At 69.5% G+C, this 22,506-nt stretch carries 17 protein-coding genes; all 17 read right to left on the bottom strand.

What is annotated here, in order from left to right:
• Nucleotides 1-7: 7 nt before the first annotated feature.
• The 17 genes from ABD976_RS15085 to ABD976_RS15005 all read right to left on the bottom strand — a co-directional run bounded on the left by ABD976_RS15085 (nt 8) and on the right by ABD976_RS15005 (nt 22,478).
• Nucleotides 8-418 carry an acyl-CoA thioesterase gene (locus ABD976_RS15085; RefSeq protein WP_345363468.1) on the bottom strand — a complete coding sequence of 137 codons (411 nt, stop codon included), beginning with the start codon at nt 416-418 and terminating at the stop codon, nt 8-10.
• Nucleotide 419: 1 nt separating this feature from the next.
• The gene (locus ABD976_RS15080) at nt 420-6,035 is read right to left on the bottom strand and encodes an SDR family NAD(P)-dependent oxidoreductase (RefSeq protein ID WP_345363466.1); all 5,616 of its coding nucleotides are present in this window, start codon (nt 6,033-6,035) and stop codon (nt 420-422) included.
• The gene (locus ABD976_RS15075) at nt 6,032-7,009 is read right to left on the bottom strand and encodes an enediyne biosynthesis protein UnbU (protein ID WP_345363464.1); all 978 of its coding nucleotides are present in this window, start codon (nt 7,007-7,009) and stop codon (nt 6,032-6,034) included. Before ABD976_RS15075 ends, ABD976_RS15080 begins: the two co-directional genes overlap by 4 nt.
• Nucleotides 7,006-8,832 (bottom strand): CRTAC1 family protein, encoded by a 1,827-nt coding sequence (locus ABD976_RS15070; protein WP_345363462.1) that lies wholly within the window; start codon nt 8,830-8,832, stop codon nt 7,006-7,008. The genes ABD976_RS15075 and ABD976_RS15070 overlap by 4 nt, the downstream gene beginning before the upstream one ends.
• A 94-nt stretch (nt 8,833-8,926) precedes the next feature.
• The gene (locus tag ABD976_RS15065; protein WP_345363460.1) at nt 8,927-9,859 is read right to left on the bottom strand and encodes a DUF1702 family protein; all 933 of its coding nucleotides are present in this window, start codon (nt 9,857-9,859) and stop codon (nt 8,927-8,929) included.
• A 1,351-nt stretch (nt 9,860-11,210) separates the two neighbouring features.
• Complete coding sequence (locus ABD976_RS15060) at nt 11,211-11,666, bottom strand: enediyne antibiotic chromoprotein (RefSeq protein ID WP_345363458.1); 456 nt, start codon at nt 11,664-11,666, stop codon at nt 11,211-11,213.
• 76 nt (nt 11,667-11,742) lie between these two features.
• Complete coding sequence (locus ABD976_RS15055) at nt 11,743-13,014, bottom strand: cytochrome P450 (protein ID WP_345364263.1); 1,272 nt, start codon at nt 13,012-13,014, stop codon at nt 11,743-11,745.
• A gap of 57 nt (nt 13,015-13,071) precedes the next feature.
• Nucleotides 13,072-13,419 (bottom strand): VOC family protein, encoded by a 348-nt coding sequence (locus ABD976_RS15050; protein WP_345363456.1) that lies wholly within the window; start codon nt 13,417-13,419, stop codon nt 13,072-13,074.
• Between the two features lie 165 nt (nt 13,420-13,584).
• Complete coding sequence (locus ABD976_RS15045) at nt 13,585-14,403, bottom strand: ABC transporter permease (RefSeq protein ID WP_345363454.1); 819 nt, start codon at nt 14,401-14,403, stop codon at nt 13,585-13,587.
• Nucleotides 14,404-14,405: 2 nt separating this feature from the next.
• Entirely contained in the window at nt 14,406-15,401 is a 996-nt protein-coding gene (locus tag ABD976_RS15040) for an ATP-binding cassette domain-containing protein (protein WP_345363452.1), read from the bottom strand.
• Between the two features lie 108 nt (nt 15,402-15,509).
• Nucleotides 15,510-15,905: a hypothetical protein gene (locus tag ABD976_RS15035; RefSeq protein WP_345363450.1), complete on the bottom strand. Its 396-nt coding sequence runs from the start codon at nt 15,903-15,905 to the stop codon at nt 15,510-15,512.
• 12 nt (nt 15,906-15,917) lie between these two features.
• On the bottom strand, nt 15,918-18,413 hold the full coding sequence (gene uvrA, locus ABD976_RS15030; RefSeq protein WP_345363448.1) for an excinuclease ABC subunit UvrA: 2,496 nt from the start codon (nt 18,411-18,413) through the stop codon (nt 15,918-15,920).
• A gap of 20 nt (nt 18,414-18,433) precedes the next feature.
• The gene (locus ABD976_RS15025) at nt 18,434-19,030 is read right to left on the bottom strand and encodes a flavoprotein (RefSeq protein WP_345364261.1); all 597 of its coding nucleotides are present in this window, start codon (nt 19,028-19,030) and stop codon (nt 18,434-18,436) included.
• Between the two features lie 21 nt (nt 19,031-19,051).
• A complete protein-coding gene (locus tag ABD976_RS15020; RefSeq protein ID WP_345363445.1) occupies nt 19,052-19,507 on the bottom strand; it encodes an ester cyclase in 456 nt (151 codons plus the stop codon).
• Between the two features lie 30 nt (nt 19,508-19,537).
• On the bottom strand, nt 19,538-19,993 hold the full coding sequence (locus tag ABD976_RS15015) for an ester cyclase (protein ID WP_345363443.1): 456 nt from the start codon (nt 19,991-19,993) through the stop codon (nt 19,538-19,540).
• A gap of 90 nt (nt 19,994-20,083) precedes the next feature.
• A complete protein-coding gene (locus ABD976_RS15010) occupies nt 20,084-21,556 on the bottom strand; it encodes a Dyp-type peroxidase (RefSeq protein WP_345363441.1) in 1,473 nt (490 codons plus the stop codon).
• Nucleotides 21,557-21,566: 10 nt separating this feature from the next.
• Nucleotides 21,567-22,478, bottom strand: coding sequence for an SAM-dependent methyltransferase (locus ABD976_RS15005; protein ID WP_345363439.1), 912 nt, complete (start codon nt 22,476-22,478; stop codon nt 21,567-21,569).
• Nucleotides 22,479-22,506: the final 28 nt, after the last annotated feature.

Below are 22,506 nucleotides of genomic sequence, written 5' to 3'. Positions count from 1 at the left end.
CGCCGGGTCAGGAGAACTCCCGCAGCGCCCTGGCCAGCTCCGGCGGGACCGGCGTCGGGCGCATCCCGCCGCCGTCGCGGCGCATGCAGGCCACCACCTGCGCGCCCCGGGCGATCAAGTCCTCCGCGCGCCGGAAGGCGAAGTCCATCTCCACCCGGTTGCGCGCGGTCGCCCGCAGGCTCATGTCCACGTCGAGCCGTTCCAGCGCGAACGCCTCCGCGTAGTAGTCCATCGAGCAGGACACCGTGACCAGCGCGAGCTCCCCGGCGGTCAGCTCGGCGAGCACTCCCGGGGCGTGCTCGCCGAGGAAGTGCTCCCGGCAATGTCCCTGCCAGCGCAAGTAGTGCGCGAAGTAGACGTTGCCCACCAGGTTGGTCTCGTCGAGCGTCACGACGTGGCTGTAGCGGAACGAACGCATCTCAGCCCTCCACCGGTACGGCGATCGCGGTGACGGCGGGAACGCCGCCGTGGGCGGCGGTGGCGATCCGGACGTCCCTCGCGCTCAGCACTGCGAGCCCGTCGGCGGCGACCTCATCGACGCGCAACGGTCGCGCGGCCGTGATCCCGAGCTTGGTCACCGCCTCCCGCGCCGACCACACCCGGGCGCCCGCCGCTTCCGGGGGCCCGCCCAGCGCGTCGGCGAGCTGTCCCGCCGTGCGCCGGTCGGGACCGTCGAGCACGTCCGCGCAGCCTCCGGCCGGCACCGCCGTCCAGTCCGCACCGACCGGCACCGGCGCCATCGCCAGCAGCACCTCGTCGCCCCGGTAGCTGGCGCTGAGGTGGCACCGCTCGGTGCGCAGCGCCCCCGCCGGGTCGTGCCACACCTCGTCCCCGGTGGCCCGCGCCGCGAGCGCGGCGGCGGTGCCCGCCCGGCGCGTGCCCGGTGCGGTCATCAGCTCGACCGCGGGCAGCCCGCATTCGATCATCCGGCGGGACAGCCACGGGCCGACCAGGTCCGCGGCGGGCCCGTCCGGGAGCTCCAGCGGTCCCACCGCGCGCAGTCGCAGCCCGGACCACCGCGCGACCGGGGTGCCGTCGGCCCCGACCAGGTCGACGTCGAAGACGTAGTCGTCGGGGCCGTGCGCGACCTCCTCGGCCAGCACCCGCAGCAGCCCGTCCGGTCGGCACCAGACGTCCACCCGGTCCGCTCCCACCGGCAGCGCCCGGCGGTGCGGCACGCAGGCCAGCAGGGCGTGCAGCGCGGCGTCGTGCGCGCCCGGATCGCCCAGCAGCAGGTCCCCGCTGTGGAAGTCGGAGAACCAGCGCGCCCGGGGATCGGCGCGGATCCAGGCCCGCACCCGGAACGCGGAGAGCTGGTCGTAGCGCAGCACCCGGCGGAACCGGCCCCGGTGGAACAGCGTGCTCCCGTAGTGCGAGGTCGGCGCGTCATCGGCCGACACCGCGACCTCGGCTTCGTCGCGCGGCCCCGGGGGCGCGGCGGCGGCCACCACCCGGCCGGTGAACCGATCGGTGCCGAAGTCGTCGGTGTCGTCGCGCAGCGCGACCTCCGCCGCACCGCCGTCGACGAGCGCGGCGAGCCGCAGCCGGCGGGACCGGCTCTGCTCCACCACCACGGGCGTGCGGAACTCCAGGTCGGTCAGCGCCCAGCGCTCGTGGGCCGCCCCGGCGGTCGCCGCGGCCTGGGCCATCGCCTCCATGCCGACCACGGCGGGCAGCACCGGGCTGCCCTCGATCCGGTGATCGTCGAGGTAGGGGTCCGATCCCAGCGACAGCTCGGCCTCCACCACGGCTTCGACGCCCGGCACCAGCACGCGGGGCTCCTCGGCGAACCGGAGCCAGCGCGGCGGACCGCCGGTGATGGACAGCGTGGGGGTGGTGGGGAATCGCGAGGTGACCAGTACCGAGACCGGGGCCTCGGGATCGGCCAGCACGTCCAGCATCGCGTCGACGCCGTCGCGCGGTCCGATCGGTTCGACGCCCCGGCGGCGCAGCGAATCCACCACGTCGAGCCGCACGCCCATCCCGATGCCCGACCACAGCGACCACTCCAGGACGTGGGTGCGGCAGCCGTGGTGCGCCCAGCGCTCCAGCTCGACCCGCATCCAGTCGTTGGCCACGCAGTACTCCGCCTGCCCGCTCAGCCCCTGCCTGCCGATGATCGAGCCGAAGCCGAGCACCAGCCGCAGGTCGGCACCGACCGCGTCGAGCAGCACCCGCAGTCCGCGCACCTTCGGACGCAGGGTGCGCGCGAACGAGTCGCGGGTGATGCCGCCGAGCAACGCCGGCTCGTTCACCCCGGCTCCGTGCAGCAACCCGCGCACTTCCCCGATCTCCCGCACCCGCGCCACCACCCGGTGCACCGCCGACTCGTCGCCGACGTCGCAGGCGAGGTAGTGCACGTCCGCGCGACCGGACAGTTCGCGCACCGCGGTGCGCACCGCCGGGTCATCGGCACCGGTGCGGCCGAGGAAGACCAGCGAGCACCCGGTCCGCTCGGCCAGCGCCGCCGCCGCGTAGGCGCTGATCCCGTGCACGCCGCCGGTCACCAGGCACACCTCGCCGCGGCCCAGCGGGATCTCGGCGCCCTCGCCCGGGGTGCGGGCGCGTGCGACGCGGCGGTGCAGCGCACCGTCGGCGGTCAGCGCGACGTCGAGGTACCGGTCTCCCGCCGGATCGGCGACGTCGGCGGGGTCGAAGCGGTGGTCCTGCTCCGGGACCTCGACGACGACGACCCGGCACCGCTCGAGCTCGACCGCGGCGCTGCGGGCCAGCCCCGCCGCCGCGGGGTGTCCGGCGTGCACGACCAGCAGCTCCGCCGGCGCCGCGCGGCCCAAGCGGGCCAGCAGGTCGGCGACGTGGTCGGGACCGTGCTCGGCGAGGAGCGCGATGGCGAGCCCGCGCGGCTCCCCGTCGGAGGCGGCGATCTGGTGCAGCCAGTGCCCGTCCGGGGCCAGCACCTCCCAGGCGACCTCGTCCCCCCGGACGGCCGCGAAGGGTTCCCAGGCGGTTTCGAAGGTCCGCACCCACCCCCGCACCCCGGCCACCGAATCGGGGGGAGCCGCCACCGCGGCGTCCTGCGCGGGCAGCTCCCGCAGGACGTGGGCCACGTCGGCCACGTCGGCGTCGCTGAGCGTCAGCGGCGCGGCGGGCACCTGCTTTCCCAGTGCCTTGGCCACGGCGTTGACCGCCTGGACGACCTGCAACGAATTGAGGTGCAGGTCGCCGAGCAGCGAACTCGACGGGGCGATCGAGGCTTCCGGCAGTTCCAGGGTGGTGGACAGGTGGCGGGTCAGCGCCACGAGCGGATCGGCCGCGTCGACCTCCACCGGTGCGGGTGCGCTGCCGAGGCCCTCGCGCGGGAGCTCGGGAGCGCGCGACCACCCGGACCGCAGCTCGACGGGGTTGGCGAGGAAGCGCGGTTCGGCATCGATCGCCAGGGGCCGGGACGGGCGATCGGCGAACCACGGATCGAGGTCGGCTTCCGCGCACGCCGCCAGCACCGCCGTGGCGAAGGCGTGGGAGCGCGGATCACCGGCGCAGTCCATCGCGACCACCGGAACCGGGCAGCTGTTGGCCGACGCCAACCCCGCCAGGATCGCCCCGGGGCCGGCCTCGACGAGCACGTCGCACTGCTTGGCCAGGGCCGCGAGCGCCTCGGTGAAGCGCACCGGCGCGGTGAGCTGCTCGACCAGCAGCTCGCGCAGGTCCTCGGCCGGCGGGAGCTGCTCCCCGGTGATCGTGGACAGCACCGGACGTTCCAGCGCGCCGAGCCCGGTGGTCGCCAGCGCCTCCCGCAAGGGTTGCCGGGCCTGGATCATCGCGGGGCTGTGGAAGGCGTGCGAGACGGGCAAGTGGCTCGCGGGCACCGCGGCGTCCCGGGCCCGGCCCAACACCACCTCGACGTCGGCGAGGGTGCCCGAGACGATCACCCGTTCCGGCGCGTTGTACCCGGCCACCACCGCCGAGGTGCCCGCGATCAGCTCGTCCACCAGCTCCGGCGCGGCGCCGACAGCGATCATCGCGGTTCCGGCACGCCCGTGCTCGGCCATGATCCGGCCGCGCACCCGGCCCAGTTCCAGCGCCTCGGCGGCGTCGCACGCCCCGGCCCAGTGCAGTGCCGCGATCTCACCGAGGCTGTGCCCGGTGGCGGCCACCGCTTCCACACCGATCCGGTGCAGCCACGCCATCCCGGCCAGCGATTGCCGCAGCACCGCGGGCTGGGCCACCAGCGTGTCGACCTCGGCGTCCCGGCCGACGAGCTCGGTGGGCAGGTCGGGCACGTCCAGGTCCCGGGCCCAGGCGGCGAGTTCGGTGCGCACCGGCGCGGCTTGGCCCGGCAGCAGCAGCCCGACGCGCGCCGGTTCGGCCCCGAGCGCGAACCCGCGGCGCGCGTCGGCGCGGACCCCGCCGGTCCAGTCGGCGGTGGCCGCCGCCGCTTCCGCCGCCGCGGCGGCGAGTTCGTCCGGGGTGCGGGCGACGAGCGCGGCCCGGAACCGGGCGGTACCGCTGCGCTCGCCCCACGCGGTCGCCGCGACGTCCCGGACCTCCGCCTCGCCCAGCCGCTCGGCCAGCCCGGCCAGCCGCTCCAGCCTGCCGCGCAGCGCCGCGACGTCGTTGGCCTCGGCGACCACGATCTCGTGCCGACCGGTGCGGCGCGCCCACCGGGCCATCGCGGGCGGCAGCCTGCGCGGCGCGGCTGCCGAGGTCCGGCCTTCGACGACGAGATGCACGTTGATGCCGCCGAAGCCCATCGACGACACCGCCGCGCGCGGCGTCCGGTCCGCCCACACCTCCGCCTCCGGGAGCACCCGCAGCGGCGCGTCGGCGAACAGCTCGTGGGGCCGCTCGCAGCCGGTCGTCGGTGGCAGCACCCGGTGGTGCGAGGCGAGCGTCGCCTTGATCAACCCGGCGACGCCCGCCGCCGCCTTGGTGTGCCCGATGTTGGCCTTGATGGTGCCCAACGCGGCGGCGGGCGCCCCGGCACCGCGGACCGAGTTCAACGTCTCCAGTTCAACCCGGTCACCGACGGCGGTGCCGGTGCCGTGCCCCTCGACCAGGCCGACCGCCGCCGGGTCGAGCTCGGCCATCCGGTAGGCCCGCCGCAGCGCGAGGGCCTGGCCGCTGCGTTCGGGGCGGGTCAGCCCGCCGGAGCCGTCCGACGAGGACGCCCAGCCGACCAGGTGCCCGTAGCTGCGCAGATGCGCGCGCTCCGCGTCTTCGGCACGCATCAGCGCCACCACCCCGCAGCCCTCGCCGGGCAGGAACCCGGTCGGGGCGCGGTCGTAGACGCGCATCTCGTCCGCGGCGAGCGCACCCAGCCGGGCGAAACCGACGAGCTCGAACGGGTCCAGGGACAGGTCCACGCCCCCGGCGAGCATGAAGTCGCACTCCCCGGCGGCCAGCGCGTTGCACGCGGTCATGACGGCCAGCAGGCTCGACGAGCACGCACCGTCCACCGTGTACCCGGTGCCGTGGAGGTCGAAGTGGTTGCAGATGCGCCCGGCGATGGTGTTGGCCAGCGCCCCGGCCAGCGACTCGTCGCCCGGCACCTCGAAGGGCTCCTTGACCAGCCGTTCGAGGTGTCCCAGCACCTCGGCGACCTGCGGGTCCGCGACACCGCCCGCGTGCAGCGCGGTGGCAGCCGCGTCGGCGAGGAAGGGCCAGCGCAGCCGCAACGTCGCCGCCCGGCTGAACTCCCCGGTCAGCGAGTTGCCGAGCACCACGCCGGTGGCGTCGCGGTCGAGGCCCTCGCCGCCGGGGCGCCCGGCGTCGGCCAGCGCCGCCGCCGCGGTCTCCAGCGCGAGCCAGTGGGTGAGGTCGGTGGCGCGGAACAGCGGTCCCGGCACCCCGAACCCGGACCGGTCGAACTCCCAGTCCCGCAGCACCGCCGCCCGGTCGACGTAGGTCCGGTCCGGGTCGTCCGGCTCACCCCGGTAGGCAGTCCCGAGGCGCTCGGCCGGGATCCGGCGGAACGCCCGCCGACCGGCCAGCACGTTCTGCCAGAGCTCCGCCGGGGAATTCGCATCCGGGTACCGGCACGCCATCCCGACGATGGCGATCCGCGCGGCGGTCATCTGCCACCTCCCGCACCGACGGCTCCGGTCGGCCGCCGCCGCGCGCCCACCACCGGGGCGACGAGCAGCACCCCGGCCCGCAGCAGGCACACGATCACCAGCGCGAAGAACAGCCCGAAGGCGACGCCGGAGACGACCAGCGCGCCGTAGACGAACGCGGTCGTCAGGCCGAAGAGCACCTGGTTGCGCGGGATGACCGGGGTGGTGCCGGGGTCGGTGATCATGTAGTTGGTGAACAGGATGAACGCCACCCCGGTCAACGGCGTCAGCGTCGCGAGCAGGGAGTGGTCGAACAGCAGCCAGCGCAGCACCGCTTGCAGCACGAACCCGCCGAGCCACCCGAGGATGAGGGGCGTCTTGCCGGTCAGGCGGAGGTTGAGCATCGTGCCGAGCATCAGGATGCCCAGCGGGACCAGCCAGTCGACGACCGCGGGTACCGCGTTGGTGAAGTGGTACGGCGGCGCGATGCCCACCCACGGGAACAGCACCAGGGTCACCGCGATGCCGCAGTTCGACGGGTTGAGCAGGTGCCGCAGCCGCCCCCGGATCCGCGCGCGCACCAGGTACTTGCTGGAGTTGGCGACCACCACCGCGAACAGGTAGGGCCACAGCGAGGTGTTGCCGTAGAGCAGCATGGCGCAGGCCAGCGCGGTGATGTGCGGTGGCAGCAGGAAGGTCACCAGGTTGCCCGCGCCGCCGAGGTACTCCGGTCGCGTGCCGCGCGCCCAGCAGTCGAGCCACTCGAACAGCAGCGCGGTGGCGTAGCTGGCCACCAACGCCGCCAGCGGGGTGAGCGGGGACTGCTCGAAGCCGAGGAACAGGTGGCCGACGACGTTGAACGCGGTGATCGACAGGGCGAATCGGCGCAGCGCCGTGACCCGCTTGTCCACCGGGGCCTTGACCTCGGGCGGCGGTGGCGCCGCACCGGTGGGGACCGGGGCCAGTCCGGTCTCGTGCTCCCTCGTGCTGGTCACCGCGGCACCGCCGTTCCATCGGGTCGGAGGAGGATCGTGTGGTGTCCCGGCTCGACGTCGACCGTCGCGGTGTGCACCGCCCGACCGTCGCGCCAGCTGATCGTGACCGGAGCCGGGCCGCCCTGCGGGAGCGCGACGTGCACCTCGCTGGCGGAGACCCCGGCGTGGCCGTTGGCCGGGTAGAGCTGCGCCTGCTGCGGTGGGGCGGCGCCACCGACCTCCACCTGCGCCCCGAGGGCGTCCCGCAGCCCTCCGGCAGCTCCGGCGCGGACCAGCCGCAGATCGGCCGCCGGCGGGGACTGCGCGGTGTTGCGCAGCAGCACCGAGTCCTCCCACTGGTTGGCGACCAGCACGTCGAGGCGGTTGTCCCCGTCGACGTCGCCGACGGCGAACCCGCGCGTCACGTGCGGCTGGTCGATCCCGTTCCGGGGGGCCACGTCGGTGTAGCGACCGCCGGTGCGCACCCACAGCGGGTTGTGCTCGTGCCCGGACAGGTCGTCGCCCGGCTGGAAGTTCGGCCACGCCGCCGGGTGTTCGAGCACCTGGTCGTTGCCCATCGCGAGCTCCTGGAGCTCCGGCCACCGGTCCCGCTCGCCCTTGATGAAGCCGGTGGCCTGGATGAGCTCGTCCACACCGGAGTTGTCGAAGTCGGCGGCCTTGATGTCCCACGACCAACCGCTGCGCGCGATGCCCAGTTCCTCGCTGCGCTCGTCGTAGGGCAGCTCACCCGCCAGCAGGTCGCTGCCCTCCCCCGTGGGCACGAACGCGAAGTTGCTCTCCTGCAACGCGAACGGCGTGGTGATGTTGCTGACGGCGATGAGCGGCAGCCCCCGGCCGCCGGGGTAGGTGAAGGTCACCCCCATCCCCTTGAACGAGTCGTGCCCCAGCACTTCCGAGCGGGGCGTCGTCAGGTCCCGGGACCCCTTGACCTCGCGCCACCGGACCCGACCCGGTGTCGAGTGGTTCACCAGGAGCTGGTCCGGGCCGAAGTCGTTGGCCACGTACATCTCCGGCAGCAGATCGCCCGTGAGGTCCTGCATCCCGAACGCGAGCGTCCACGCTCGGGCCGAGTGGTCGGGCGCGGAATTGCTCACGTCGACCAGCTCGGGAGCGGTCATCGGCGCGCCGGTCGGCCGGGTCAGGAAGATCCGGTTGATCCCCCCGTTGCGCGCCAGACCCATCGAGTCCTGCATCGCCATCCGGTCGTCGTCGCGGGCGGTCGGATCGAGCACCTTCGCGCCGTCCGGGAAGTAGTTGCCGACGAGCACGTCGAGGTGCCCGTCACCGTCCACATCGGCCACGTTGAGCGCGGTGGAGTTCCACACCTCCATCGGACGCACCAGCTCGGCCGGCCGGAAGTCGGTGGCCCGCGGTGGTGATCCCGGCGTGGTCCCGTTGAGGAACAGGACCGGGGAGCGTCCCCAGTAGTAGACCAGGAAGTCCATGGTCCCGTTCTCGTCGAGGTCCGCGGGGACGCAGCCCATCGGGGCCATCGTCGCGTCGTAGCGCAGTCCGCGCGGGAACAGCTCGAACCGCTCGTAGGCCGGTTCCGAGCCGCGGACCGGGAACACGGTCACCGAATCGTCCCGGGGATCGACCAGGCAGACGTCGGCCTGGTGCCCGAGTCCGCGCAGGTCGGTCAGCGCCACGGCGGCGCCCACCGCGGAGATCCAGCTCCGGATGTGCTCGAGCTGCGGCTGCACCGGACGCTCGTACCGGGCGTCGGCGGGCGCCGAGTTGAGGGCCTCGGTGCGGAACGAGAACGAGCTCGCGGTGGCGGCACTCGCCGTGGTGTCGGGACGGGCGGTCGCGATGGCCAGCACTGCGCAAAGGGCGATCGCGACTCCTGGCAGGATCGCTCTCCGTAACGCACGGGGCATCCTACGCATCCTTCCTGCAGGAGGTGAGGTGGTCAGGTCAGCGCCGCTGCTCGGCGACGCGGCGCAGCCGCGCCTTCCACTCGCCGTACGCGGCGATGTCGGTGGACGACACGAGCCCGACCGCGGCCTCGTCCGTCCACCCGGCGGCTTCGGTGGGATCGGCGCCGAAGAGGTGCTCGGCGGCGCGCCGGGTGTGCTCCGGCACTACCCCCGAGCGCTGGCGCGCCGCGATGGCGAACAGCGCGCCTTGTCCGTAGTGGGCCGCGTGCGGACCGCTGGCCGCGCGCAGCGCGTCCAATGCGGACTCGTCGGCGCACCCCGCGTAGCAGGAGGCGAGTCCGATGCCGGACCACAGGTGCGGACGCGCCGGAGCCGGCGCCTCGGCGATCACCGCGGCGACCCCGTCGACGTCGGCGGACTCGGCGAACCACAACGCGCGCCCGCAACCCGCCACCCGGGACTGCCACCGCAGCGACGGACCCGCCCGGCACCGGCGCCGCAACGCGGCGAGGCCGCCGAAGTAGGTCTCGGCGAACCCCGCGCCGTCCAGGGCCAACCAGCGCAGCAGCGGCGTCGGAGGGATCGGGACCGGAAGCGGCACCCGCAACGGCACCAACGCCCAGCCGCAGCCGACGTGGATCAGGTGGGTGTAGTCCTGGCCGGGCCCGGCCAGCAGCCGGGCCCGCGCGTGCGCCCGCCCGGCGGTGAGGACGTCGCGCACCGCGGCGTGCATGGCCGCACCCTCGTAGGCGAACCCGCGCTCCTCCACCGGCAGCGCGCCGAGGGCCGAATGCGGATCGCGCCACTGGCGGACCGCGATGTTGAAACCGCGCAAGAAGTGGGCGGCATGCCCTTCGAGAACCTCTCGCCATTCCGGACGGTCGAGGCGAAACCGCCGCTTCTCGAAGTCCGCGAGATCAAGAGGAAGGCCGACTCGGACGACTCTGGTGACATCTCGAACGCGTTGCACCGACAGCACTGCACAAGCCCCCAGGAATGTGACGTGTCTACCACTTGCACAATGGTTACTGGCGTCGCATCCGCTGCGCGGAATGCATCGCCCCGCACAGCAGGAGCCATGGAACCAATTACGGACGCAACAAGTCAAGTAACCCGAAAACCCTGCCACGACCAGGGATCACGGACGTGTTCCACCCGGTCGGGCTAGTGACCGACCACGAGCAGGACAAGTAAGGAAAGACATCTGGCACCAGCGCAAATGGATGCCCAAATTGGACCGAAGGGGCCATTGGAAAAGCAGGGAAAAAAACTCGCGGCGCAGTCCACTGCGGAGCGGATTGACAGCAGGTGAAAATCCGTGAAATCACCAGTTTTTGTACGTTCCCGGACTTCCGGTGCTTGCCATGTGGATCGATTCTGGAGCAATGGCACATCGAGCGCGAACTCCAGCCACCGATCACCGTTCTCGCGATCGGCGGCCTTGCCACCGCCTCGCCGCGAATGCGCAGGAGCTGGCCGCTGCTCCCAGCTAGCGTGGACGTCCGGTTAGTCACGCAGGAGCCACCGTAGGGCGCCAGCGCCACATCACCGGCTGCTCCAACCTTCACGAGCCAGGGCGGTGCGGCTGCCGACCTTCTCGATGCGCACCAGGCGGCCGGTCTTGTCGGTGGGACCGGAAGCCCTTCTCCGCCAGCTCCAGCACCAGCATCCGGCCCTTCCTGTCGAAGGCCCTGCCGATGATCTCCGTGAATCCGCCGATGTGGACTGCGCAGCGTTCACCGGGTACAGCTGCCCGTCGACGTACTCGTCAGGGGAATCGGCGACCGATGTGCCATCACCGTCCTCCCCGACGTGCACGCATCGCTGCGTCCGCGGCCGAGAACGGCGCGATGAGCTCGTCCTGGGTAGTGCGCTCGCCGGTCTTCAGCACGAAACCGTGGACAGCTCGCGAAGTCGGTGAACGGGCTGCCGCCGATCGCAATACCTTCGGCGAGCTCGCCTGGTTGCACGGTGCCCAGCGCGTGCTCGACGCCCAGTCCCACGCGCAGACGTCACTCGATCGGCCACGTCGTCACGACCGCTTACCGCCGGCGTGTTGGGCCGGAGCAGCGCCAGCTAGGACCTTCCGGCACGAGGGATCGCTGCCGCAACGCAGTGAGGTCCGGAGGGGTCAACGACCAAGACCAGGTACCGGTGGCTTCCACGGTCAGCCGAGCCCACCAGCACGCAGCCGGTACCGCTGTCCCGCCGAGCAGACCGACCTCGCGGCGACGAGCCAGCTGAGCACACACCGGTCTGGGCCGGTCGGGTTGTCGCGAAGAGCCCACCTGAGCAGTGCAGATGCAGTGGTGCGGCTACGTTCAACCGAACGAGATGGGTGCAGCGACTTCGCCATTGGTCCGCAGCACCGTGATGCTGCAGCCACCGACCGCGTCTGCACAGTTGACGCTGCCCCATTGCCGACCGTCGAGGGTGTACCCCTCGTAGGAGGCACGGACCGCAATCTCCACCGACGCCGAGCCGCTGCCATCGGTCGGCTGCCGCTGAACACCGTCGGCCGGGTTGCACGCGACGGTGCCGTTCCCGTCGACGGTAGCGCATTCGAGCACTGCGACTTCCTCGTTGGCATCGAACCCACTGAGCGAGACCGCAACCTGCTGGCCGTCAGTCAGGCCGGTACTCGGGTTGACCGAAACACTCGGCGCTGAAGTCGATGCCGCGGCCTGCGCTGTGCAGAGCAACAGCGCTGACGTCGCGGTCGCCATGACGTATGCGGACTTGGAGAGCTCCTTCGCGAACATTGCTTCAATCTCCATCGCTGAAACTTGAGAACACCGTACTTCTTTCCATCCGTGACGAGGTCCACCATCGCGCAGGGTCGGTCCAGGGGCGTCACGTCCTCGGCACCGGTTCGACGAGAAGCGCCCGGTCGGGTGGTCGGATCACACCGCGGTCCATGCTCGGTGAACGACCTGTGCGGTGGTAGCGCACCTCGAACCGGCGCAGCATCTCGACGAGCAGACACGCGAGCTCGGCAAGGCCGAAGACTCGCCCCGGACAACGGTACTGACCGGCGCTGAACCCCAGGAACACCGGTGGGCGGTCCAGGCCTCCAGCGGTGTGAAACCGGTCTGGGTCGAACGCTTCCGGATTTGGGAAGTGCGTCGCCTCCTGGTGCGCCAGCGAGGGCACCACGATCAGTTGCCAGCCCTTGGGAATAGTGTAGTCGTCGACGACGATAGGCTCCTCCACGATCCGCGCGTAGTGGGACATCACCGGATTCTTCCGGATGGATTCCAGGATCGTGTTCGCGACCAGTGACGACCGCGCGGCCGTCGACGGGTCGCGCCGCACCTCGTACTGGAGCCGTTCGTGCAATTTCGGTTGGTCGAGCACGTCGGATATCAGCCAGGCCATCGACGCAGCCGTGGTGATGTAGCCGGTGAACAAGGTCAACAGGGTGATCCCGACGAGGTCGGCGCCGCCGTTCCGGTCCTCCCTGTCCCCGTCGACCAGGACCTGCAGGAAGTCACGTGGATCGCGCGGGTGGGCACGGCGCTCGTCCAGCATCGGCTGAATCCAGGTGCGGAGCCGTCGGCGAGCACTGTCGCGACGGATGAAGCGAGGGAGTGGCAACCAGGGCGGCAGGACGAACTCCATCCCACGTGCCAGGTCGTCCAGCATCGGCACCAGCCGGTCGATGTCCTGCCGTACCTCCGGACCGAGCAGAGCGCTGGCGGAAACCCGGATGGCGAACCGCTCGCACAGCTCCCACAGGTCCGCACCACCACGCTCGCCGAGCTCGCCCATCGCGAGATCCGCCTCCTGCGTCATCACGGCGAGGTGGGCTTTCATCCGATTTTCAGCAAACGCCCGATGGAGCAGTCGGACTTGCGCAATCCTCCGCTCGACATCGGGCTGCGCGAGCGCAACGGACCCGAACATCGGGATGACGAACTTGTAGAGCTTCGCGACGGACAGCCGCCGGTCGATCTCGTCGTAGAACCGCTGCTGGCGGTCGGCCCCCACCACCACGCAGCCCTTCATGTGCGCGAGCCGGATTCCGAACACAGGACCGTGCTGCTCGTAACCGGTTCGGAACATCTGCACGGGGTCATTGAGGAAGTCGGCCATGTTCCCCATCAGACCCGTGCTTCTGAGCATGGGCGGTAACGTCACGGCACTCCTCGTGGAACGGTCTTCGGGGCGCATCAGGCTCGATCAACGCACTTCCAGTAGGCCGAACACAGTGCCCTGAGGGTCGGCTACGTAGGTCACGCGGCCTCGACCAGGTATTTCATTGATCGGGCCACCGGCCTTCCCACCCGCCGCGACGACCGAATCCATCACCTTCTCCAGATCGTCGACGCTCAGCCATGCGATGACGCGCTGGTTCTGGTACTCAGTGCTCATCGCAGCACCCACCATCGACCCGTCCGCAGCGGACAGCGTGAAGTAGTCGTCGCAGAAGGGCGAGTCCTCCGCCGCCCAACCAAACGCCACCTCGAAGAAGGCAGCGGTGGACCGCGGATCATCGGATGTCACTTCGAAATGAACCAGCCTTCCCACTGGACACCGCCCTCACACTGTTCGACAACGCGATTCGCGGCCGACACTACCTCCGGACAGATTCGGCGGCTTCTGCGAGATTGCGGTGTCCCAGCCCGGGTTGCCCGCCGGCGTACCTCTCTGCACCAGGTGCTCGGAACCAGGACCGACGACGGGAAGCGGACTTCACGATCGCGTCACCCGGCCGAATGTGGAGACGGACAGCGGTACGAACACTGCAAGGATGCCAAGGCACCAGAGCACTGGGTGCAGCGCCACATCAACGCCGACGTCACCGTTCAGCAGACCGCGCACCGCATCGATCACGACTGTCACCGGCTGGTTCTCCGACCAGACCGCGAGCCATCCCGGCATCGATTCGGCGGGCACGAACGCAGAGCTGAGGAAAGCCAGTGGGAACAAACCCATCATGCCGAGGAACTGGGCCGTTTCCACGCTCTGCACGATCAGGCCGACGAACGCGAGGATCCAGGAGAGCGCGAAACCCAGCAGCAGCAGCAAACCCAGGCCGACCAGAACCTGCACCGGCCCGCCACCGAATCGGTATCCGAGCAGGTGGCTCAGCACCAGGATGACGGCGATAGCGATCACGTTGCGCAAGATCTCCGACACAGCACGGCCGGCCAACACCGAAGAACGCGTCATGGGCAACGATTTGAAGCGGTCCATCACGCCATTGCGCAGATCAGCCGCAATCCCGACGCACATGGACAGCACCGACCCGAACACGACGATCTGGGCCAGCACGCCCGGAATGACGAACTGCTGGTAGTCCCCACCCGGTACGGAGATCGCACCGCCGAAGACGTAGGTGAACAGGATGTAGAACATCACCGGCTGTGCGAGTGCCTGACCGAGCTGGTCGCGGTAGCGCACGATGTGCCGCACGTTGCGCAGCGCCATCTGGTGGACATCGCTGAACCACCAACCAACGCCGGTCGGGGTGGGCGCGACGGGGATGCTGCTCGGCGTCGGGTCAGACATGATCAGGCCCCCGTCCCGGAAGTTTCGGCTGCGTCCGACGGGGTTTGCTCACCGTCGCCCGGAGCTCTGCCGGTCATGGCGAGGAACACGTCATCCAACGTCGGTTCGCGCAAGCCGATGTCGATGACACCGATCCGAGCGCTCTCGAGATCACGGAGGAGCCGCGGGACCGCGTCGATGTCGTCGCCGCGCAACGCGACGACGTAGTGGCCGGTTTTCGGGTCGCTGCTCGGCTCGCCTTCGGCGACTGGGCGGCTGATCTCGAGGGCGGTTGCTAGATCAGCCGGATCGGCCAGCGCCACTTCGAGGCGCTTGCCGCCGACCCGGCGTTTGAGTTGGGCCGGGGTCCCCTGCTCGATCACCTGTCCCGACTCCACCACCACCACTTCGTCGGCGAGGCGATCCGCTTCTTCGAGGTACTGGGTGGTCAGGAGCACGGTCGTGCCGTCGGCGACCAGGGATTCGATCTCCGCCCACAGGTCGAGCCGTGACCGGACGTCCAGACCCGTGGTGGGTTCGTCCAGGAACAGAACGCGTGGGCGCAGTACCAGGCTAGCTGCGAGGTCCAACCGCCGCCGCATCCCGCCCGAGTAGGTGCGCACCTGATCGTCCGCGACCTTCGCGAGGTCGAGGCGGTCGAGCAATTCCCGCGCGCGTCCCCGCGCCGCGGACTTCGACAGGCGGTACAGCCGCCCGATCATCTCCAGGTTCTCCGCGCCCGACATGATCTCGTCCACGGCGGCGTACTGGCCGGTGAGACCGATCAGTGCGCGAACGGCCTTGGCATGCTGCACCACGTCCTGGCCGCAGATACGCGCATTCCCCGAATCGGGTTGGATCAAGGTGCTCAGGATGCGCACGGTGGTCGTCTTGCCCGCTCCATTGGGCCCGAGGAGTGAAACCACCTTCCCCGTCGCAGCCTCGAAGGTGAGCCCACGCAACGCCTCCTTCTTGCCCAGGCGTTTGGCCAGCCCTTCGACCTCGATCCCGGTCGCCATGACAAGTTGCTCCTTTCGGACGAACTGACCGTGAAACTAGCGACGAAGGGCGGGCGCCGCTTCTCCGAAATTGCTCGACCGCCGGCGGGCGACCGGCGAACCGCGCACCTACTGAGGTCGCACCCGGCAGGCGGACCACTCGTCGTCGATGGAGATCCCCGCGACCGACCGCCAACCGAAAGTCAGCACCTCGCGCATCAGGATGTCCCGGCTGATGTCGGGTGTCTCCTTCTTCTTCGGCTTCGGGAAGGAAACCCACACCGGCGCCTTGTCCGGGGCGGATTCGATGACCTTGGGCAGTTCCTGCAGCAGCTCGTCGCGGCTCCGCACGAACAGGTGCACGAAGTCGACGTCCCCGTCATCGGAGGCCGTGACCGTGGCCATCGCGGGAAGTCCACCAAGAATTTCGGCGTAGCCGTCCGGCGCGTTGATCGCCCAGATCGTGAAACCCGACTTGATGTGCATTTTCGCCGCTGCACTCTTGGCGCTGGTCGCGTCGGCCATTTGCACTCCTCCTCAATCCGTGAACAACATCTTCCGAAGGTGGAAACCCGTGGGCGTGTCCGCACGTGCGACCTCGTCGACCGCGCCGGCCACGACCACCCGGCCTCCGCTGTCACCACCGCCGGGACCCAGATCGACCACCCAGTCGGCAGTCCCGACCACGTCGAGATCGTGGGTGACCACGACCACAGTATGCCCATGGTCGACGAGCTCGTGCAGGACCCGCGACAGGACCGCGGTGTCCGCGGGGTGCAGGCCCGCTGTCGGCTCGTCGAGGATGTAGAGGGTCCTCCCGGACGGTGTGCGCTGCAGCTCGTTCGCGAGCTTGACCCGCTGCGCTTCCCCACCGGACAGGGTATTGGCGGGCTGCCCGAGCTGTAGGTACCCGAGGCCGACGTCGACCAGCGCGCCCAGGGACCTGGCTATCGCACGGTTACCGGCGAAGAACTCGTGCGCGTCACCTATGGACATGGTCAACACGTCCGAGATCGTCCGACCGAGATACTCGACATCCAGGGTTTCCTGCTTGTACCGGCGACCTTCGCACTGGTCGCAGGTCGAGAACACGTCCGGCAGGAAGTGCATTTCGACGCGTACCGCGCCGTCACCGGAACACGATTCGCAACGACCACCGGAGGAGTTGAAGGAGAACCGACTCGACTTGTACCCGCGCCGCTTGGCGAGATCCGTCTGAGCGAACACCTTGCGGATCGCGTCGAAGGCGCCGACGTAGGTCGCTGGATTGGATCGCGGCGTACGGCCGATCGGCGATTGATCGACCCTGAGCACCCGGGTCAGGTGTTCGGCTCCCACGAGCGAATCGTGTTCCGCCGGGGGTTCTTCGGACATGCCGAGGGCCTGGGCGACCGCGCGGTAGAGCGTGTGGTCGATCAGTGTCGACTTGCCTGAACCGGAAACGCCCGTGACCACCACGAACCGGTCAAGCGGCAACCGCACATCGACTTCCTTGAGGTTGTGCGCCCGTGCGCCCCGGAGCACGAGGTGGCCGGGAACGCCGGAGCCAACGCGGTCGGCTGGCGGGCCATCACCCACTCGCCGACGCCCAGCCAGGAAATCGCCTGTCGGCGAGGACTCCGACTTGACCAGGTCGTCCACGGTTCCGCTGAAGATGATCCGCCCGCCGTCCGAGCCCGCACCGGGGCCGAGTTCGACGACCCAGTCCGCCTTCTCGATGACGGTGCGGTTGTGCTCGACGACGAGCACCGTGTTCCCTTGATCGCGCAGCGCCTGCAGGCTGGCCACCAGGCTCTCGACGTCGCTGGGGTGCAGTCCCATGGTCGGCTCGTCGAGCACGTAGAGGAGACCGAACAACTGCGTGCCCAGCTGGGTGGCGAGCCTGATCCGCTGCGATTCGCCGCCGGACAGCGTCGGCGCCGAACGATCCAGGCTGAGGTACCCGAGGCCCACCTGCACGAGATGTCGCAGTCGAGCACAGATCTCGCCCACCGCCTGATCGGCAACACCGGCCAGCCCGGCCTTCTCCCACTCGTCGAACAACGACAGCAGGTCATCCACCGGGAGCTCGGTCAGCTCGGCGATGCTGCGCCCGCCGACTCGCACCGCGAGCTGCTCCGGACGGAGCCGTCCGCCCCGGCAAGTCGGGCATGCCGAGGCGAGCATGAAGTTTCTTACCTGAGAACTCGGCGCGTCGCGGTAGCGGCGCCGAACCCACGGCAGCACACCCGTGTACTCGGCCAACCGGGCCTTGTCCCGGCCTCGCTGCCTGACCGTCACTTCCAACGCTTCGACGTGGAGCAGCAGGTCGCGCACCTCCGCCGGAAGGTCACGCCACGGAGTCTCGGCGGATTCGCCGTGCGCCTCGAGGACGGCGACCGTGAGCAAGCGTTCTGCTTCGGTGATCGCCCCCCGCCACGGGGAGATCGCGCCGGTCGCGACGGACAACCGCTGGTCCGGGATCACCAGCTCCGCAGCCGCGTCCAGCTTTTCGCCGAGGCCCTCGCAGTCAGGGCAGGCGCCGATCGGTTGATTGAAGGAGAAGGCGCGCGCATGCATCTCCGGTACCGCACCCCGGTGGCCGGACTGGCACGCTGTGGCACCCGCATCCAGCGGCACATCGCAGACGAGGCAGTGCGGCACGCCCGCTCCGGCGAAGACGACCCGCAGCAGGTCGTACACTTCGGTCGTGGTGCCGACGGTCGACCGCGGATTCCGCGATGTGGTCGACTGGTCCAGCGCCACCGCAGGGCTCAACCCGTCGATCTGATCGACATCGGGCTTCTCCAACTCACCCATCAACTGCCGCGCGAAGGACGACATCGACTGCAACTGACGACGTTGCGCCTCCGCGTAGATGGTCTCGAAGGCCAGGGAGGACTTGCCCGACCCCGAAACGCCGGTGAACACCACCAGGCTGTAGTGCGGCAGCTCCACCTGCTCGTTCCGCAGGTTGTTCTCCCTCGCCCCGGTGACCGTCACCGCTGTGGGCAGCGATGTCGTGCGCGGGTTCGTGGCAAGCTGGTCGACCACTCTGCTCCTTGTTGATGTGATTAGTCCTCGTCGAGGCCGGATGGTTCCCGTCGAGCTTTCAGAACTCCCATCAACTCGTCAAGGATCATCTCCAACGGAGGCATCGCACCGCGACCTTCGGCCCGATCGGCAAGCTGCACACCTATTCCCGGGTTCACCACGCAGTGTCCGACCTCCCGCAAGGCGTCGACGTTCCGCTGGACCACCGGGTTCTCCCACATCGCCGCGTTCATGGCGGGCACGAACACCACCGGCGCTGCACAGCCCAAGATCGCGGTGGACAGCAGGTCGTCACCTATCCCGGCGGCGGCCTTTCCCAGCACGTTCGCCGTTGCGGGCATGACCAGGAACATATCCGCGTCCGCTGCAAGATCGAGGTGCGGCACCCGGACGTCGTCGACTATCTCGTGCAGGTCGGTGTGCACCTGGCGGCCGGCATGCAACTCCACCGCGTAGCCCGGCAAGAACCTGGTCGCCGTCCGGGTCATGATCACGTCGATGCGCCGGGCCAGCGACCGGCGCATCAACAGGATGTACTGCGGCATGGACAAACACGCGGGCGAACCCGAGATGCCGACGAGGATCTTGTCGCACAAAATCGGATCTTTCGTGGTCATGTCGTCCACATCTGGCTCCGATCAACACATGATAGCGGGGATGAAGCCGAGCTGCTTCCACAGCGACGGATCGCCGAACACGTCCCAATCCCGCTCGCCGATCCTCCCGTACGGATCGATCTCGATGATGTCGGTGGAGCGCCACGCGACCGGTCGCCCGGTAGCCGGTTTGCCGAGGTAGCTGCCCTCGTGGGTACCGGTGAACACGACGGTCGAGATGATCCGGTTGCCATTCGACCGCTGGTCGACAACCTGGATTTCGAGATCCGGCAGCACCTCGCGCAGGGTGCTGAACAGGACCCGCACTCCCGGCGCGCGGTAGTCGGAGATCGCGGTGCGATGCACAGCTTCCGGCGCCATGAGATCAATGGCGGCATCGAGGTCACCGCGGTTGATCGCGACGTAGAAGGCGTTCGCGGGCGCCGCGCGGTCCGCGGTCTCCGGTGGACTTCCGGCAGTCACCTGCGTCTTTGCCATGGTGCAACACCTCCGATTTCGGTGGACCTGCTACGACATCTGCAGTAGGTAGGATTCGGGCACGACACCTGTCTGCGCGAGCAAGTACAGTTCATCAAAGATCCCCCGGTGCTCGATGTACCGGCCCTCATGCACGCGCGCTACGTCCACCGAATACCAGGAGACCTTCCTGCCGGTTCCTGCCTGCCCGAGGTATTCTCCTTCGTGAGTACCGTTGAGTCGCATCAGCGCAGTGACCCATGCACCATCGGCGATGATCCGCTCAACGGTCCAGGTCAGATCCGGGAACGCGGACCAGGTGGCGCGGAACGCGAACTCGATACCGGCCATCGGGTAGTCGGACAATCGCGAGTGGTGCACGGCATCCGGGTGGATGAGGGTTCGAATGGTATCGAGATCACGGCGATTGCACGCGTCAGCGAACCGCTGCGGCAACCGACGGCTCACCTCGGTGAGCTCGTGGTGCGCCCGCAAGTACTCGGTCACGTCAGCCTCCGTCGAGTCGACCTTGCCATTGTTCCGGTTGGCGGCGCCAAGCTCTTCTCACAGCTTGCGCTCTTACTTGCTTCCGGTGTTTCAGGCCCTGCCGCTGAGGATTCCGCGGAGCGCGGACAGGGATGGGGCGAAGAAGTAGCCGCCGCCCGTCGGCGTGGTCCACTCCTCCCGCATGACGACCTGTTCCGTCCGGACCACGCCGTCCGCTCGGCGATAGCGGAAAGCGAAGTACCGTTCCTGCGGACCGGTCATGCCGCGGTTGCACTGCCCTACCAGCGGATCGTGTCCGTCACATGCTGTGCGCAGACGTGGGTTGTTGAGCCAGGACCGCTGGACGAACTCGAACTGGCGCTCCAGGGACGTCTGGAACGCGACGAACATCAAGCCCCGCTCTCCATCCGTATCCACGGCCCCGAAGGGAATCCCGCGGCGCAGCAGGCGATGGGTTTCCATGCTCTCCGCAGTATCCATCGACGTCTCATGATCTCGGGGAAAAGCTTTTCGGATGTGCGCGGCCTGCGGGCACACCAAGCCGGCCGCGTCGTCGCCCGCCGCGCCCCACTTGCCCACGTAGCCGAAGTCGTTCACGTCCGCGCCCGCCGCTCCTGGATCGCGCTCGTGCCCGTGCACCACCGCAACGCCGGATGGCCACCGGCCGACTAGCTGCGCACGCACTCGCTCCACCGTGGTGCCGGCCAGTTCGGGAATTTGCCCCAACCGCCGGGACACGGTCCCGGCGAACCGGTTGAACGCCGCAACATCCTGGTTGATCCGCCGGACCACGACGAGCGACCCGTTGCGGGCCCACGCCGGACCGGCGCGCGACCGCGGACCCGGCCGGATCCGATCCAGGTTGTCCTGCGTGGGATAGCCGAAGACGAACTCGCCCGGCCACACCAAAGATTGCCCGGGAGCACCCTCTGCCGGCCTGGTCGGGTCGAGCGATGGAGTGAGGAACGCCGATTCGCCGAGCTCCACCCGACCACGGACGCCTGGTTGGGAGACCGGTTCCCGGAACCCGAAGTGCTCGTTCCCGTGCGGCAACCGTGCGCACACTTCCTCGTGGAGCACTTCAACGCAGCGGTCCGCCAACCCGGCCGTGGCGAGCCCGTCGGTGATCGGTTCTTCGCTGGCAACTACCAGCAGCGCGTCTGGTACCCGGTCAGGCCCCCCGACCCGCCAGTTCGCACATGCGCCGGGTGAATCGGGGGAAACCGGATCGCCGAGCAACCGGGAGCGGCTGGGCAGCCCTTCTTTGAACGGCACGTCCTGGATCTCACGAGCGGTCTCGGTGAGCTTCAGCAGGCCGGAATAGCTGAACCAGATCGCCACCAGGGGACCCCACCGCTGCCTGCGCTGCCTGCGCTCCCAGGTGGCCCGCATGGTCGTGACGGTTTCGGCGACCCGCGCGACCCATGTCGGAAAGCGTTCCGCGTCGACCACCCGCAGGAACACGTGCTGCTCGCAAGCCGTGTTGAACGCCGTGAGGATGTTGCCCTGGATGTCATCGACGTCCAGGACCGGTTCGTCCAGATCGATGCGCGACGTTGGCATCGCGTTCACCTCAACTGCCCGGCCGGGAGGCCGTGACCAGGAGGTAGTCTTGCTCTCCGGCCATCCCCGACTGCCCGTCGGCCTGCTCGGCCCACCCCTTCCACATCGCCCGGACCATCGGGTTGACCCGGCCGACCACGACCGGGTCGGTCAGACGCCGACGCAGGTACCGCATGAACGGGGTGAATGCCTGGTCCTTGATCGAACGGATCTCGATGCCGGTGAACCCGGCGCGCTGCAACTCCCGCCGGTAGCCATCGGCGTCGTAGATGTTCTCGCGCGGCGTCGCGACAACCGTCTGCTGCATCAACACGGCCATCCGGCTGAGGCGGACACCCCGGGCCGGAGCCGGTTCTGCGAGTGCGAGCCGCCCGCCAGGACGCAGCACGCGGAACGCCTCTGCGAAGAAGGCCGCCCTCGTGCGAATGTGGAAACTGGATTCGATCGCGAACACGTGGTCGAACGAGGAGTCTGGGTACCGCAGCCGACAGCCGGTCCCGGTGTCGAACCGCACCCGGTCCAGGCCAGCCGCGCGGGCCCGCTGCCGAGCCAGTTCGACCTTGAACTCCACGATGTCGATAGCCACCAGCTCGGCGAGGTCGTACTCCTGCGCCCACAGCATGTCCTGGTCACCGAAACCACAACCCACGTCGAGCAGCCTGGCCCCATCGCGCAGGCCGCCGACGTCGGCGAGCAACCGGGCAAGCGCGTCCGATGCCTCGTCCAGTGAGTCCGGATCACCCGCCCAGTAGCCCATGTTGTGATTGAGCCCCTCCTCGCCGAACAGGTTGTACCGGCCGTCCATGTGCTGGAGCACGCGGGCCCGTCGATCCTGCGGAATCACGAAGAGCGAGGCCAACAGAATGTACTGCCGCGTCCGCGCAGCGATCGACGCCTTCGCCGGTAGGTGGGTCGCAGTCATCAGTCACCTCCCGAACGAACCGGAACCC

Source organism: Saccharopolyspora cebuensis (assembly GCF_039542665.1).
GTDB lineage: Bacteria > Actinomycetota > Actinomycetes > Mycobacteriales > Pseudonocardiaceae > Saccharopolyspora > Saccharopolyspora cebuensis.
Note: the sequence above shows the minus strand (reverse complement) of the source record. Positions and strands in the feature narration are given on the sequence as shown.